Source organism: Rudaeicoccus suwonensis (genome assembly GCF_007829035.1).
GTDB classification, from domain to species: domain Bacteria; phylum Actinomycetota; class Actinomycetes; order Actinomycetales; family Dermatophilaceae; genus Rudaeicoccus; species Rudaeicoccus suwonensis.
In genome coordinates, this window is the sequence record NZ_VIVQ01000001.1 from 56397 (window position 1) to 71012 (window position 14616).

At 64.4% G+C, this 14616-nt stretch carries 18 protein-coding genes; 5 read left to right on the forward strand and 13 right to left on the reverse strand.

What is annotated here, in order from left to right; translation table 11 throughout:
* Positions 1-20: 20 nt before the first annotated feature.
* Entirely contained in the window at positions 21-302 is a 282-nt protein-coding gene (locus BKA23_RS00275) for a metal-sensitive transcriptional regulator (RefSeq protein ID WP_145228024.1), read from the reverse strand.
* A 93-nt stretch (positions 303-395) separates the two neighbouring features.
* Positions 396-950 (reverse strand): TetR family transcriptional regulator, encoded by a 555-nt coding sequence (locus BKA23_RS00280; RefSeq protein ID WP_145224444.1) that lies wholly within the window; start codon positions 948-950, stop codon positions 396-398.
* Positions 951-1058: 108 nt separating this feature from the next.
* Here BKA23_RS00280 and BKA23_RS00285 point away from each other — a divergent pair, with 108 nt between their 5' ends.
* Positions 1059-2210, forward strand: coding sequence for a serine hydrolase domain-containing protein (locus BKA23_RS00285; RefSeq protein WP_145224446.1), 1152 nt, complete (start codon positions 1059-1061; stop codon positions 2208-2210).
* Positions 2211-2325: 115 nt separating this feature from the next.
* On the opposite strand, the gene BKA23_RS00290 is transcribed toward BKA23_RS00285, so the two are convergent.
* Complete coding sequence (locus tag BKA23_RS00290; RefSeq protein ID WP_145224448.1) at positions 2326-2748, reverse strand: MmcQ/YjbR family DNA-binding protein; 423 nt, start codon at positions 2746-2748, stop codon at positions 2326-2328.
* Between the two features lie 40 nt (positions 2749-2788).
* On the opposite strand from BKA23_RS00290, the gene BKA23_RS00295 reads away from it, so the two are divergent.
* Entirely contained in the window at positions 2789-3673 is an 885-nt protein-coding gene (locus BKA23_RS00295) for an alpha/beta fold hydrolase (protein ID WP_145224450.1), read from the forward strand.
* Positions 3674-3781: 108 nt separating this feature from the next.
* Here the strand turns inward: BKA23_RS00295 and BKA23_RS00300 are convergent, their stop codons facing one another.
* The 4 genes from BKA23_RS00300 to BKA23_RS00315 form a co-directional block, all read right to left on the reverse strand.
* The gene (locus BKA23_RS00300) at positions 3782-4684 is read right to left on the reverse strand and encodes an AIM24 family protein (RefSeq protein ID WP_145224452.1); all 903 of its coding nucleotides are present in this window, start codon (positions 4682-4684) and stop codon (positions 3782-3784) included.
* An 18-nt stretch (positions 4685-4702) separates the two neighbouring features.
* Positions 4703-5494 carry an AIM24 family protein gene (locus BKA23_RS00305; protein ID WP_170226303.1) on the reverse strand — a complete coding sequence of 264 codons (792 nt, stop codon included), beginning with the start codon at positions 5492-5494 and terminating at the stop codon, positions 4703-4705.
* A gap of 166 nt (positions 5495-5660) precedes the next feature.
* Positions 5661-7097, reverse strand: a complete 1437-nt coding sequence (locus tag BKA23_RS00310; RefSeq protein ID WP_211841548.1) for an MFS transporter — start codon at positions 7095-7097, stop codon at positions 5661-5663.
* A 1-nt stretch (position 7098) separates the two neighbouring features.
* The gene (locus BKA23_RS00315; RefSeq protein WP_211841549.1) at positions 7099-7914 is read right to left on the reverse strand and encodes an MBL fold metallo-hydrolase; all 816 of its coding nucleotides are present in this window, start codon (positions 7912-7914) and stop codon (positions 7099-7101) included.
* A gap of 63 nt (positions 7915-7977) precedes the next feature.
* Between BKA23_RS00315 and BKA23_RS17750 the strand changes: the two genes are divergently transcribed.
* A complete protein-coding gene (locus tag BKA23_RS17750) occupies positions 7978-8535 on the forward strand; it encodes a CGNR zinc finger domain-containing protein (RefSeq protein WP_145224458.1) in 558 nt (185 codons plus the stop codon).
* A gap of 61 nt (positions 8536-8596) precedes the next feature.
* Here BKA23_RS17750 and BKA23_RS00325 read toward each other — a convergent pair whose 3' ends face one another.
* Positions 8597-9295: a hypothetical protein gene (locus BKA23_RS00325; protein ID WP_145224466.1), complete on the reverse strand. Its 699-nt coding sequence runs from the start codon at positions 9293-9295 to the stop codon at positions 8597-8599.
* A gap of 124 nt (positions 9296-9419) precedes the next feature.
* Between BKA23_RS00325 and BKA23_RS00330 the strand changes: the two genes are divergently transcribed.
* Positions 9420-9857, forward strand: coding sequence for an NUDIX hydrolase (locus tag BKA23_RS00330; RefSeq protein ID WP_145224468.1), 438 nt, complete (start codon positions 9420-9422; stop codon positions 9855-9857).
* 207 nt (positions 9858-10064) lie between these two features.
* On the opposite strand, the gene BKA23_RS00335 is transcribed toward BKA23_RS00330, so the two are convergent.
* From BKA23_RS00335 to BKA23_RS00345, 3 genes are all read right to left on the reverse strand, one after another.
* Entirely contained in the window at positions 10065-10805 is a 741-nt protein-coding gene (locus BKA23_RS00335; RefSeq protein ID WP_246104379.1) for a phosphotransferase family protein, read from the reverse strand.
* Between the two features lie 142 nt (positions 10806-10947).
* Entirely contained in the window at positions 10948-11328 is a 381-nt protein-coding gene (locus BKA23_RS00340; protein WP_145224471.1) for a VOC family protein, read from the reverse strand.
* Positions 11329-11351: 23 nt separating this feature from the next.
* On the reverse strand, positions 11352-11873 hold the full coding sequence (locus BKA23_RS00345; RefSeq protein WP_145224473.1) for a GNAT family N-acetyltransferase: 522 nt from the start codon (positions 11871-11873) through the stop codon (positions 11352-11354).
* Positions 11874-12018: 145 nt separating this feature from the next.
* On the opposite strand from BKA23_RS00345, the gene BKA23_RS00350 reads away from it, so the two are divergent.
* Positions 12019-12609, forward strand: coding sequence for a type IV toxin-antitoxin system AbiEi family antitoxin domain-containing protein (locus tag BKA23_RS00350; RefSeq protein ID WP_145224475.1), 591 nt, complete (start codon positions 12019-12021; stop codon positions 12607-12609).
* A gap of 87 nt (positions 12610-12696) precedes the next feature.
* Here BKA23_RS00350 and BKA23_RS17550 read toward each other — a convergent pair whose 3' ends face one another.
* Together BKA23_RS17550 and purB are read right to left on the reverse strand one after the other, a co-directional pair.
* Entirely contained in the window at positions 12697-13101 is a 405-nt protein-coding gene (locus tag BKA23_RS17550) for a hypothetical protein (RefSeq protein ID WP_170226304.1), read from the reverse strand.
* A gap of 58 nt (positions 13102-13159) precedes the next feature.
* Complete coding sequence (gene purB / locus BKA23_RS00360; RefSeq protein WP_145224477.1) at positions 13160-14572, reverse strand: adenylosuccinate lyase; 1413 nt, start codon at positions 14570-14572, stop codon at positions 13160-13162.
* Positions 14573-14616 lie beyond the last annotated feature (44 nt).

The following is a 14616-nucleotide window of genomic DNA, read 5'->3' on the forward strand; positions in this document are numbered from 1 at the left end:
GGTCTCCTTGAATCGATGGGTCAACTGCGCACGAGCCGGGCGATGGCGTCGGCGGCTTCGCGGACTTTGGCTTCGGCGGCCTCGTCCGACTCACGTGCTGCACCGACGACGCAGTGCCCGACGTGGTCTTCGAGCAGGCCGAGGCTCACCGACTGCAGTGCTTTGGTGATGGCGCTGACCTGGGTCAGCACGTCGATGCAGTAGGTGTCGTCCTCGACCATGCGCTGTATGCCGCGGACCTGGCCTTCGATCCGGCGTAACCGCTTCAGGTAGTCGTCTTTGCTGCCGGTGTAACCCGCCATCGCGTCCTCCAGCCTCATCGGACATCTGGTTCGTGTGCTGTCGTCTATGATACCCCATGGGGGTATGTCGGCGCCGCTGCACACCGTCGCGGGTCAGTCGTCCGCGGGTAGGCCTCGCACCAGGACCTCGAGATACGTATCGAAGGTCGGGGCTGAGGCCCCGAGATGGTGGGGCTGCTCCTGAAACGCCAGCCAGCCGATCACGCCGGTAACAGTGATGTACCAACTCCGGCGCGCGGCTTCGTGGCCGATGCCACCAGCCACGAACAGATCGATCACTGCTGATCGCAAGCGGTCAGTGGCGTGCGCGTCGTGTGGATGCGGACGCGTCAGGTGCGTCGCATAGCCTGGGACGGCAAGAATCCGAACGTGCATCGCCCGTGCGATCCGACGCAGATCTGCGCGCCAGTCACCGGTGACTGCCCCGGCGTCAGACAGAACGCGGTCGACGACCTCAGCGCCCAGCAGATCAAAAAGTTCGTCGCGGTTGCGCACCCACCGATACAGCGCGCTGTGCCCCACTCCTAGTCGTGACGCGAGTTCGCGCATCGTCAGCTCGTCCACATTGTGCCCAGCGGAGACGGCAGCCACGATCTGCTTCTTGCTCAGCTGCGGCGGACGGCCGCGGCGACGCTCCGCTGTTGCCACGCCGTCAGTTTACTGACGAACCTCTCCGCGGTTGTTTTTAGTGACCAATGGTCTTAAATTGTTGTACGGTCAGCGTGACTCTGATTTTTCTCTCGAAGGGATGACTGCATGTCGGACATTGCGGTGCATGGGACAGTTGCCGACGGATTCGAAATGGTGCGCGAGGAGTTCCGTGCGATCCTCCACGCTGAGGGCGCGGATTTGTCCGCTCAGGTTGCCGCCTACCACCGGGGTCGACCGGTCGTTGATCTGTGGGCCGGCGTCGAGTCGTCGCAGGACTCGCTGCTGGGCATCTACTCCGCCAGCAAGGGCGTCACGCACATCGTCGCCGCACTTCTCGTGCAGGATGGCGAACTCGACCTGGACGAACGTGTCAGCACTTACTGGCCCGAGTTCGCTGCTGGCGGCAAGCAGCATCTTCTCGTTCGCGAATTGTTGTCCCATCAGGCCGGTGTCGTAGGGGCGGTTGACGGTTTCTCGATGGACGAACTTGCCGATGACCAGGTCGTAGCCGAACGTTTGGCGGCGCAGGTCCCGTTCTGGCGACCGGGCGCGACTTCCGGTTATCACGCTCTTGTCATGGCTGCGTTGAGCGGCGAGGTCATCCGTCGTGTCAGCGGGCGCAGTGTGCAGTCTCTGTACGCCGAACGACTACGGGACCCACTCCAGCTGGAGTTGTTCCTCGGGCTGGGCGAAGAGCAGGAGTCACGTTTTCTGCCGGCGCAGCCGATGATCGCCACCCCAGAGCGCCTCCGTGATCTGACTGCTGCTGCGAGCGCTCCGGACAGCCTCGCCGGTGTCGCCTTCAACCGGCACGCACCCGGAAACCGTGAGGTGTGGGAACTGCCCAACTTGCCGTTGGTTCGTGCCAACGGCACAGCGTCCTTCGGGGGCATCGGCACAGCGCGGGGCCTGGCGAAGCTTTACGCCGCGCTCATCAGTTCGGTCGATGGATCCGAGCCGTTGTTCACTCCCGCGACCGCGGCAGCGGTGGCGCAGATACAGACGAACGGGTTGGATCCGGTGCTTGGGTTTCATAAGCCGTGGGCAGTCGGATTCCACAGTTACGGTCAGATCTACCCCACTCTCGCAGTCGGCGCATTCGGACACAGCGGCGCCGGTGGCCAGCAAGCCCTTGTCGATCCTGCCAACGAGCTCTCTTACGCATTCCTCCGCCGCCGATTCGGTCTCCCTGCCCAGGTCGACACAGACCACAACCAGATCATTCGTGCCTTGCAGACTGCGATGGCGCGAGCCTGAGGAGAACGCAGGCAGCCGCAGTTGGGTATGTCGCACATGTGGTCGTCACACCGTACGAATTTCATCGACAGCGGCGGCAGTCGGCCCCGTCGTCCGGAGTCACCGCGCGGTCTTGCTATCCACGTTCGTCGAGAGTGGCCAGGTAAGCAGATGCCAGTCGCTTCGGCGCCTTGGCCACCCACGCGTCGGTGATGACCTCGGTGAGCTCCTCCACTGTGAGTTGATCCAGGTCACGGGAGCGGACCAGCACTGCGGCATACCCATCGAAGTGCGCGGTGGTGAACCATGGCGGACCAGACTGCAGGAGCGCGGCCTTGTCCTCCTGCCCTGCGGTCCGTATGACGATCACGTCTTCCATCAGTTGGCCGTCGGCGTCGACGGCATCCTTGCGAGGTTCACGGAACGCCGCGAACGTTTTGCCGCGAACGGCATACGTCGACAGGCCCATTCTGGACACCGTTGCCTCGACGTCCGGCAGTGACCGGCAGATCCGGTCGACATCGACAGGGCCAGGCCGAAAATTATGAGAGTTGGTCATTGAACGAGTGGATCATGCCGGTGCTCGGTATGGTCGCGATATGACCGACCGCTCAGTCAGGCTCTCCGACGGGGTGTCGCTGGCGACACGCACCAGCGGAACTCCCACGGATGCGCCGCCCGTGGTGCTGTTGCACGGTGGACCGGGGTTGTGGGACTACCTCTCGCCGGTGGCGCAAGTGCTGTCGAGGCACACGATCGTCCACCGGTACGACCAGCGTGGATGTGGTGCGTCCGACGCCTCTGATGAGCAGACTCTGGTGCGGGCGATCGCCGACCTGGAGGAGTTGCGCGTTGCGTTCGGTCACGACCGGTGGGTCGTGCTGGGTCACTCCTACGGCGCGACGCTGGCATTGCTCTACGCGAGCGCCCACCAGGAGTCCACCGCAGGGCTCGTCTATCTCAGTGGTGTCGGGATCGGCGACTGGCGCACGGCCACCCGCGCAGAGATCGCGCGTCGGCTGTCCCCGACGCAGGCCCGGCGCCTGGCACATCTGGAGTCCTTGCCCAATCGGGACAGGGTGCGGGAGCAGGAATTTCGAGAGCTGTCCTGGTTCACCGACTATGCCGATCCCATTGCGGGGCGAGCGGCGGCGCACGAGTTTGCACAGTTGGACTATCCGATCAATCAGGTGGCGAATCGCAGCCTGATGAGAGATGTCGATGCGCTCGGGGACGCCGGGCTCACTGCCGCCGCGCGAAGTTTGCGGTTGCCTGCGTTCTTCGTCCACGGCGAGCGCGACCCTCGCCACTGGACCTACGCCCATGATCTAGCCGACCTGGTCGATGGCGCACGCTGGCAACTGCTGTCCGAGGCAGGGCATTTGCCGTGGGTGGAGCAGCCGGTGCAACTGGCCTCGTTGCTTGCCGGTTTCGTCAACGACTGCACCTGGAATCCGGACCCGTCACAACGGCAGCACTGCTAGCGCGACGCGTGCGCGGGTGCAGAACACGTCGCTCGCGTCCGGACGGCAATGTCGGTCACGCCGGCAACTGCGCAATGTCGGCCCACGTCACCTGCGTATGGGCCCGCATCACCAGCGGCGATTCGACGCCGGCGACGAGCGCCGAACTCGGCCGACCACCTCTGGCCGCTCGAAGACCGACGACATCGCCACCCGTCCGGGGCCGGACAGTTTCAGCCAGACGTTCTTGGACTCCCAGCGCGCGTTGTTGCTGAACCATGTGGTTCCGCCTGGGTATTCGAAGTGCAGGAACAGGTTGACCTTCGGGTCCTTCCAGATGAACGCGGACGGCTGGATCAGCACCTTCTCGCCAACTGCGAGGTCGCGCACCATCACGTTGCCGGGCGCATGCAGCAGCAGCAGGCCGGGGCCTTCCTGGGCAGTGAACCGGTCGATGCTGTAGCCGATCGGGCGGTGGATCTCTTGGTCCTTGCCATCGCTGTCAGCGGTTTCGTACCACACGTTCGGGTCGTGCCAGCCGTAGCTGATGTTCGTCGTGCCGACCAGGAATTTGTGCTCGGCAACGTCCACCGCCTGCCCGTGCTGCAGCGGTATGGCGAGCGTCTCGCCCGGGTGCTGGTGGCTGAACGCCACGAATCCGGGTCCCTTGGCCGTCATCATGATCAGCGGCATACCGGCCATCATGCGGTTCCAGCCGCCGCTCATCTTCATTGCTTCGAGCGCGACCTGCGGGTCGGCGTGCAACAGCACGTGGTGCGAGAAGTAGACCGAATCGGCCTGGTCCAGGCGCATCTCCGCCACCGGCACGTAGCTGCCGCTGATCTGGCAGGTCGAGCGGTTGAACTGCAGGCGGGCCATGTCGCGGATCGGCGGTTGCTCGATCCAGCCCCCGGACGTACGGCGCAGGGCCACGTCCACAGGTGCGCCGCAGTGCGGACACGTGCGATCCATGCCGTCGGTGGTGACGCGGCAGTAGGGGCAGACGTAGGTCGCGGGAGCGGTGGTGGTCATCAGCGCCTCACCTGCCGCTCACTCGTGGTGGACGTACATCGACTGGATGCCGACGCGCCCCGGGCCGGTCATCTCGGCGAGGTACATGCCGTGGCGCATCATGCCGGTGCGGACGTTCTGCTGCACGGTGGCCATCTGCACCGACGAGTCCTTGTAGAGGAAGCCGCCGGGCTCGACCATGATCTTCTCGCCCGGGGCGAGCGTCTTCTGGAAGACGTTGCCATAGCCGTGCAACAGCAGCAGACCCTGTTCGCCGGCGGTGACGAAGCGGTCCATGTACATCCCCTGGCCGCCGTGCAGCATGTTGACCATGCCCTTGACCTGCACGAAGGAGTACTGGATCGAGTGGGTCGCCGCTAGGAAGGCGTGTCCGCGCACGTCCATCTCCATCGAGGGGTGCAACGGCAGCACGACAACCTCACCGGTGGCGTCGCGCGACAATGCAATCCGGCCGGGGCCGTGGGCCACGTTGATGATGTGCGGCATACCGCCCAACATCCGTCGCATGCCGCCGCCGGTGTTCATCGCGGTCAGCGGCGTCTCGGAGTCCTTCCAGAGCATCACGTGATGCTCGAAGTAGACCGAATCCCCTTGTGCCAGAGCCAATTCGGCAACCGGCACGATCTCGCCCTCGATCTGGCACGACGACTGCGAGAACTTGAATTCGGTCAGATCGCGCAGCTTCGGCGCCTCGGCCCAGCCGGAGTCGGTGACCTTGGCGCTCTGGTCGAGCGGCGCACCGCAGGCCCAACAGCTCGTGCCGCCGACGTCGTTCTGCGACTGGCACCAGCCGCACACTATGCGTTCCATCGCCACTCCCCTTGCTGTCCTTGGCGGCGACGCTATTGACGGTCCCTGAAGGATGCCTGTGACGCAGCTGGCGATCGTTGCACCTGTCGGCATGTCGTTCTGTATGACGCCGCGGCGTCATACAGAACGGCCATCCCAGGGCGGCACGCCCGGCCATGTCCGAGAGTCAGATCGGTCGCGGCGGCGCTGTGTGTCTCCGCACAGCGACGAAAGCGATCACACCGCCCAGCCAGAATGCGCCGCCGGCAGTCACCACAGCCAGATGAAGCCCGTCGATGAACTGCGAGCCGTGGCCTGTGACCAAGGCGCCGAGCACAGCGATGCCGATCACGCCGCCCAATTGCCGGGCTGCGTTGATCGCTCCGGACGCCAGTCCGGCCCGTGACGCGGGAACACCGTCGACCACGGCGATCGTGGCGGCGGGCATGGTGAACGCCATACCGAAGCCTGCCGCGATCAGCGGAACGACCAACAGCACGTATGACGTATGCGCACCTGCCACGAGCAGACTCACGAAGCCGGCGCCACCGACGAACAGGCCGATGAGCAGGGTGGGTCGAGGACTGCCGACGCGAGCGGTGAATCGGCCCGACAACGCCGACCCGAGAGCGACGACTCCCATCTGCGGCAGCAGGGCGAATCCGGCAAGAAGCGCCGAATACCCGCGCTCTTCTTGGAGATAGAGGTTCAGCACGAACAACTCTCCGTAGAAGCCGAGATTGATGAGCAACCCGATCGCGTTGCCTGCAGAGAAGGACGCGCTGGAAAACAACGTCAGCGGCAGGATGGGATGTGCCGAACGACGTTCTGTGACGATGAACAGACCGACCGCCACCACGAATGTCACGCCTGCGGCGATGACCCACGGGGAGATCCCGTGCGCGCCGCCTTCGATCAACGCCGTCGTCAAGGCGGCAAGTGCGAGCACCGCGATCACCTGAGCAGCGGGGTCGAGGTGGCGTTTGTCGGCGGCGGGCGACGCGACATACCGGGCGGTCATCAGCATTGCCGCCAGGCCGATCGGCACGTTGACGAAGAACACCAGCCGCCAGCCGATCGTCGTCACGAGGATGCCACCGAAGATCGGCCCCGAGGCGGCGGCGACTCCCGCGATCGCTCCCCACAGGCCGATCGCTCGCGCGCGCAGGCCGGCATCCGGAAAGGCGGCGCGCAACAGTGCCAGTGACGCAGGGACGGACATCGCTGCGCCGACACCCTGAATCAATCGGGCGATCACCAAGACGAGCACGTCAGGTGCGATGCCGCAGACGATTGATGCTGCGACGAAGATCCCGAGCCCGATCTGGAAGATCCGACGTGGCCCGAAGCGGTCGGCGAAGACGCCACCTGACAGCACCAGAGCCGCCAGCATGAGCAGGTAGCCGTCGATCACCCACTCCACGCCCATGACGTCGGTGTGCAGTCCCGCCCGCAGCGCGGGCACGGCGACATTCACGATCGTGGTGTCGAGGATGACCATGAAATAGCCCAGGCAGATGGCGACCAGTCCTGGTGACCACAGTCGGGTCGAGGTGGGCGTCGCCGTGGGAGACAGGGCGGCACCGTCGCCCGATCCTCGGGCGGATGCTGCTGAGGTACGCACGTCAGGCGGGATCGCGGACGGTCCAGATGCCCGGTTCCGGCACCTGGAGGCGTTCGCGGATTCCGGCATCTTCGAATGCAGAAATCATGTCGTCGGGGCCTTGGCTGAAGTGGTTCCAGCCCCGGAAGTGCGCCGGAACGATCCGCGGCGACCCCAGGATGAGCGCCGCGTCGGCGGCACGCTCGGCGGTGAGGGTCAGCGGCCGGCCCTGCTCCTTGAAGTCGACGCGTGCGGCGCCGGTGAACAAGATCGCGATGTCGATCTGCGGGAAGGCGGCGGCGACCTCACGCACGCGCTCGATGCTCGCGTTGTCTCCGCTGACGTAAATGCTGGGCAGGCCGGTCGATGTGACCACGAAGCCGACGACCTCGCAGTTGATGTTGTCCCACTCGTCGCGCAGACCGTCGGCCGGTCCGTGATCTGCGGGAACCGCTGTGATCGTTACCTTTTCACCGTTTGGGCGGGTGAGTTCAGCGGTCTGCCAGGGCTCCAGTCCCGTCACGTTTCCCTTGACTCGTTCCGCCGCGTGGAGACCGGTGATCGTCCGGACTGCTTCTGCTGCGTAGTCGCGACCGGACAGGTCGAAGTTGTCGAAGTGGGCTTCGTGGCTGAGCAGGACGGCATCCGCGGTTCCGACGACATCGGCGGTCACGGCCGGGCCCTCGAGCTTGACGAGGCGGCCGTCGGGGGAGCTCGGCGCGTCGAAGGTCGGATCCGTCACCAGGCGTAGGCCGCCGTAGTCGATCACCATCGTCGGGCCGCCGACGAGGCCGACTGCCAGATTGCTTCTCTCACGGGAAATTTCGATTTTGTCCATGAGGTGATCATTGCCCTTCTCACGGATTTTGTCAATTGATCCCGTTAGAACTATGCTGGATTGATGTTCGACCAGCAGACCGCCCTCGGCTTCGCCAACACGCGACTGAACAGACCCTCGGGCGTGGTGGAGAAGCTCGGCGATCCGGCGATCGCGTCCCTCTGGCTGGAGCAGAGCGCCGGCTACCGCCAGCCCCGCGGCCTCAAGCGTGCCGAATTCGAGCGCCTTCTGGAGGTGCGTGATGGAGCGCAGCGCCTGCTGCGGTCGCGACTCGCCGGGCAGTCACCAGGCGCCGATGACGTTCGACTTCTGAACGAGGCAAGTGCCGCGGCACCGGTTGCGGCCCAGCTCGATGCGACGTGGAACGAGTCGCTGCGGTTCAGCCGGAGTGGCAGCGCCGAGCCGCAGAGTCTCGATGAATTGCTGGCTGCCCTGGCGACCGCGACGATCTCGCTTGCAGCCGACGCATCCGTCGACCTCGCGGAGTGCGGTGCCGACGACTGTGTCGTGATCTTCGAGCGCACCGACCCGCGTCGGCGTTGGCACAACGACCGCTGCGGCAATCGGATGCGCGCCGCGCGCAGCTACGCGCGCCACAAGGCGGACGCCGCACAAACCTGAGGGCGGGTGGCCGGCTGGCGGCTCAGTTGTTCGATCTGCACGCGGCCGGCCGTATGTGCTCCTAGACAGTGCCGGTGAAGTAGTCGCAATGCCGCCGAAGCCCCGCTGATTCCAGATCACGACCAAGTTGAGGTTCGTCGGCACGCTGGTTCACAACAACGACGGCGCAACCAAGCTCGGCACTCTTTGCGAGGGCGGCTGGCACGGCCGTTGTCGCGTCGGATGGCTTGGGCAAGAACAAGATTGGGCCGGGAGGGGCATAGACGGGGGGTGCGCCAACAGTCATGGCAACAGCGCCGGGCAGATCGACCTGAAGTCCGGCTTGCCCACCTGAGTTGGACAGTTCCGTCAACCACCACGACTCTTGCAAAGAGAGGCCTACTGTCGACGCAAATTCGGCTCGTTCGCGTTCGTGTACCGGGCACACGAATCGGACTGCCGAACCTTCACAGTCGTCCGTGAACGCCTCCCACAGTTGGTGAGCATCCGATGTTTCGCACCACTGTTGATCGGTGACGTGGGCATCATCTACCAGCCATCCGCCAGCGCGTCGCGTGGCAATCAGGACTGCGTGATCAGTTCGATAGGCACGAGCTCCGCCGTCGGTTATCACGTACTCGATGAACGATCGGTGAGTTGACCTCGCATCGGGCGCAGGATGCCAGAAGACGGGCGCGTACTTGACGAGCGGTGCGCGGCGGTCAGCCAGCAGATCAACGATCCAGTCGAGGTCGTCCATAGTCGCCCGCGACGCATTCATGAAGCCACCGTATCGAGCGTCAACTCCTGCTGATCTCCAAAGGGTGCGACGGCTGTGCTGACGAGCGGATGAATGTGCCGGATGGACGTCGGTAGGCAGGAAGCGATCTGACTACTGTGAGCCTGTGGGTACGGCTCGGAGCGAAAAGGTTGTCTGCTACGTCGTCGTCGGCGACGAAATCCTGGTCTTCACTCACGCTGACTACCCGTTGGAGGTGACCGGAGTCCAGGTCCCGGCTGGGACGATTGAGGCCGGTGAATGTCCCGAAGCCGCGGCGCTACGTGAAGCGCGGGAAGAGACGGGAATGACCGATCTTCGGATAGTGCGGAAGCTGGGGGAATCAGATTACGACCTTACGCCGTACCGCCACGAAGTCGCTCATCGTCACTTTTTCGAATTGACGTCCGATACTCCGACAGCCGCGAATTGGACTTGGCAGGAGCCAGATCCGGAGGACGGCGGTGACGGTCCGACCTTTCGCTGTTACTGGATCCCGCTCACTCAGGCGCATGTCTTGGCGGGCGGTCTCAGCACCATGATCGGCGCCCTCTTCGCTGACTGACGGCCGCTCGCCTGACATCGTCCCGTCACTCTGCACTGCCCCGCATGCTGGGGCACCGCACAATCTGTTTGGACAGCCCCCATCGCGGCCGAGATGCGCTCCCGATTGGAGCTGCCACGCGGTCGATTACGTCTTCATGCCGCGGTCCGACCATCAAGCGGTAGCCGCGTATGTGGCGTCTCCGTTGGCCGACGCCGCTCGACTCGGCTAAGCGTCGATGGCCAGCGAATGAAGCACTCTCAGCTCGGGATACGTCGCGGGATCGCCGTAACCGTGTTCGACCAGCCACCGAATCTCCATCAAGCTTCGAATTGCCCAGTAGGCCCGGATGACGTCGACGTCGACATCGCCGCCGTAGCCCGCGGCGACATCGTCGAGGCGCTCCTCATGTGCGAGCGTCACCGTGGCAACGTCATACATCGCGTCGCCGTGGCCGCCCTCGGACCAATCGAGGATGCCGGTCACACGGTCACCGTCGACGAAGACGTGGACGATCTGCAGGTCTCCGTGGATGAACGCCGGCGTCCATGGACGCAACGCCGCCCGCGCAATCTGACGGTTGCGTTCGACGACCTCGGCCGGCGCCACATCATTCGCGATGAGCCACCGGCACTCCGAATCGAACAACGGCGGAAAGCCGACCTGTCCGTCGCTGCCCACGACGGGACGCTGTTGGCATTGGCTGCTCGGCCATGGTGGCGGCGGTGCGTTGTGCAGCGCACGTATGGCGGCGCCAGTGGCGATCCACGCCGCTGATGGCGCGGGCGACGGTTCTGCCAGTACCCCGAGCGCTGCTCCGCGCACGGCTGTGAGCGCGAGCGCGGGTGGTTTGCGCCATACGAGCTCAGGTGTTGGGACCGGCGCTCGGGTCATGACGTCGACCTCCCGGTCGAGGCGCGCTTGATCGGCATCGATCTTCACAAAGACATCGCCGACACGGAGTGTCACGCGTTCAGAATGTGCGACGACAACCTCGACTTCCGGCATGACAGTAAGCATCGCGCCGAACTCATTGTGGCACAACGGATTTGAATCCAGTCGCTGTCGACATCCCCAGGTGTCGCACTGCCCGGCGCGAGAACTGAGCTGGTCACTCAGATCGACGAAATGGCGTCAGCACGCAGAATTCATTGCCTTCCGGGTCAGCCAGCACGACCCAGCCTTTGTCGCCGCTTCGCAGGTCGTCGACCAAAGTGGCTCCAAGACCCAGGATGCGGTCGATCTCTTCGTCGCGACTGCGGTCGGTCGGACGCAGGCACAGATGCATGCGGTTCTTCACGGTCTTGGGTTCGGGCACCTTCAAGAACAACAGATACCTGTCGTCGGGCCCGGTGAGCCCACACTCGTCGTCACCGGGACTCTGCTCGTCCTCCGGGTCCATTCGGAAGTCCTCGAGCACCTGACTCCACCACACGGTTTGTGCGTACGGGTCGGCGGCGTCGATGCAGAAGTTGGAAGCGCGAGAGGCCATGGATCCCAGTGTGCGTCACGCGGCTACGCGGCGCGGCTGTTCAGCTTCCCCATGATGACCTTCTCGGCGCTGAGGCCGGGACCGAGCTCGATCCAACCGTCCGAGGCGTAGAGACGGCGGGCAGGATCGGTGGCGTCAGCGGTTGTCATCAGCATCCAGCGCTCCTGCGTCAACCCGGTGGTCAGCGTCTCCAGCAGCCGTCGTCCGATGCCGTGACCCTGAACGCCAGGTATGACGCCGATGCTCACCAGTTCGAAGTGGCCACCGAGCCACTCCAACGCCACCTGTGGATCGAGAACGCCCATCGCCTGGTCGGTCCACCACTGACCTGGTTGCCCCGTATATCCGTAGGCGAAGGCCACGAGGTCGCCATCGCTTCGGGCGAGAGCAACCTTGAATCCCGTTCGGCTGCAATGTTTTTCCCAGAACTGCAGCCACTCATCTTCGCTGGCCGTGTCGTGGAAGACCTCGTCATACACGGGCCAGATCTCCTGGGATTCGTCCCGCGTGACTCGCTCCTGCACTGCGATGTCGATGTGGCTCATACGTCTTTGTACACGCCGGCGGTCATCTCGCTCGCGAATGGGTCGGCCTTGTGGCGAGCGGATCCGTCGTGTGTCCGTTTGCACGTCTCGGTAGCCTTGGATAAAAAGCGCTCACGACTAATATCAGCATGTAAGGTTTTTATCCATGAGGGAGTTGGACGAGACGCTGCCGTCGACGTTTACGTCGGAGGGCTCGAAGGCGCACGGCGTTCACCCGCGAGATCTGTACGCCTGGCGTGACAGCGGCCAGATCATCGAACTATCCCGCGGGGTGTTCCGGCGAACAGACGCTCCTCCGGCTTCGTACCCAGACATGATCGCTGTGGCGCATCGCTCACCTCGGGCCGTCGTGTGCTGTATCTCGGCGGCAGCAATTCACGACCTCACGGATGAGATGCCGGCTGCTACACAGATCGCGGTTCCGACAAAGTCGCATACGCCGGTAATCGCCTACCCTCCGGTGAAGGTGTTCCGTTTCGGTGAAGCCTCTTTCGAGCTTGGGCTGACCTCGTTCGAGGCTGGGCCGGGCGAGCCTGTACGCGTCTACGACGGAGCGAGGACTGTGGTCGATCTCATGAGATTCCGAAAGCGACTTGGCGAGCAGATCGCGCATTCGGCTCTCCATCGATATCTGCGAACCTCCGGCTCAAGGGCGGCCTTGCTTCTGGATTATGCGGAGGTGCTGGGGGTATTCGGTCCGATGCGCGCGGCGCTCGATGTCGCGACTGCTCAATGAATCGGCCCACGCGAGATTCCGTCGCCGGGCGTGCTTACCTGGATCTGCAGAATCAGGCTCGCCGCCAGAGACGCGGAACCCAAGAAACTACTCACGATGTACGTCGCCGATCTCGCTGATTGCTGCATCTACGGCAGTTCCGTAGTGATCCGTGCCGAGTTGCGAGATGAGAGGAGCGAGCGATTGCTGGATCCGAGAGACGATTTCTCGTTCCGCTGGGCGTTGCAATTCAAGGTTTTCCAGTTCGCTTGACCACTCCGACGATGCGATCAATTCGTGCAGGACGATGGCCTCAGCCCTCGACATCCTCAACAGGATCTGATCGTCTGCCACTTGGTGTGCTTCCACGATGGCGATCTTTCCATTGGTTGAGTCCAGTTCGCCCAGTGACGAACGTCGGCTCACCGCATAAGAGATCGGAAAGTCGCATGCCGACGATGGGTTGCCGAATAGGTGATCAGCCACTCGCGCCGGCCGGGCGCTCACCTGCACCGCTACCTGCTACGCCCCTGAGTTCTGCTGCAGCGCCGCCGCCGGTCGTGCACCTGCGTCAGTTGTCGAGGTAGTCCACGAGCTGGGGTGCCTTGCCCACGTATGTCGCAGGCGTCATCTGCAGGAAGCGCTCTTCGACGTCCGCCGGCAGCCCGAGGCCGCGCACGAATTCGCGCAGATCGGCCTCGGTGATGCGCCGACCGCGGGTGAGTTCCTTGAGGCGCTCATACGGCTGCTCCATCCCCGGCACACCCTGGGCGCCGAGCGCGCGCATCGCCGACTGGATCGGTTCGCCGAGCACCTCCCAGTTCGCGTCGAGGTCGGCGGCCATCACCGCAGGCGCCGCGTCGAGCCCGGCCAACCCGCGGCCGACGTTGTCGATTGCGAGCACCGAGTGCCCGTATGCCGTGCCGATATTGCGCTGCATCGACGAGTCGGTGAGGTCACGCTGCAGTCGTGAGGTGACCAGCGTCGTCGCGAGCACGTCCAGCAGTGCGTTCGACACCTCGAGGTTGGCCTCGGCGTTCTCGAAACGAATCGGGTTGACCTTGTGCGGCATCGTGCTCGAGCCGACCGTCCCCTGGCCACGGGACTGTGCGAAATAACCCATCGAGATGTAGGTCCACATGTCTGTCGCCACGTTGTGCAGCACTCGGTTGAAGCGCGCGATGTCGGCATACAGCTCGGCCTGCCAGTCGTGGCTCTCGATCTGCGTCGTCAACGGATTCCATCGCAGGCCAAGGGATTCCACGAAGGTCTTGGAGACCGTGATCCAGTCGGTCGACGGCACCGCGGCGACGTGGGCGCCATACGTGCCGGTCGCGCCGTTGATCTTGCCGAGGTAATCGGCACCGGCGATCCGACGCAGCTGGCGACGCAGCCGGTGCGCCGACACGGCAAGCTCCTTGCCCATCGTGGTCGGCGTCGCAGGCTGCCCGTGCGTGTGCGCCAGCAGCGGCACGTCGGCCAATTCCCTTGCCATTGCTGCGATCTGGTCGACCAGCGCGATCGCCTTGAGCAGCCAGACGTGCTGCGTGGCGCCCTGCACCATCAGCGCGTACGACAGGTTGTTGATGTCCTCGCTGGTGCAGCCGAAGTGGATCAGCTCGGCCAGCCCGACGGCGTCGTGGTCGCCGACGATCGCGGCCAGGCGCCGTTTGAGGTAATACTCCACGGCCTTGACGTCGTGCACGGTCTCTCGCTCGATCTCGGCCAACTCGACGATGTCGACGGTGTCGAACTGCGCCGGTATGTCGCGCAGCTTCGCGACCTCGGCGTCGGTCAACGGGCGGACACCCGGCACCGCTCCGGTGGCGGTGAGGTGGATCAGCCACTCCACCTCGACGTGCACCCGCTGCCGGTTGAGCGCGGCCTCCGACAGGTGGTCGACCAGCGGGGCAACGGCGCCGCGGTAGCGGCCGTCGAGGGCGCCGAGGGCGATGGGCGGCGTGGCATCAGCAAGCGAGCGCATGCCGACCATCGTCCCAGGAGCCTGGACCCCGGGCTGCATCAGGC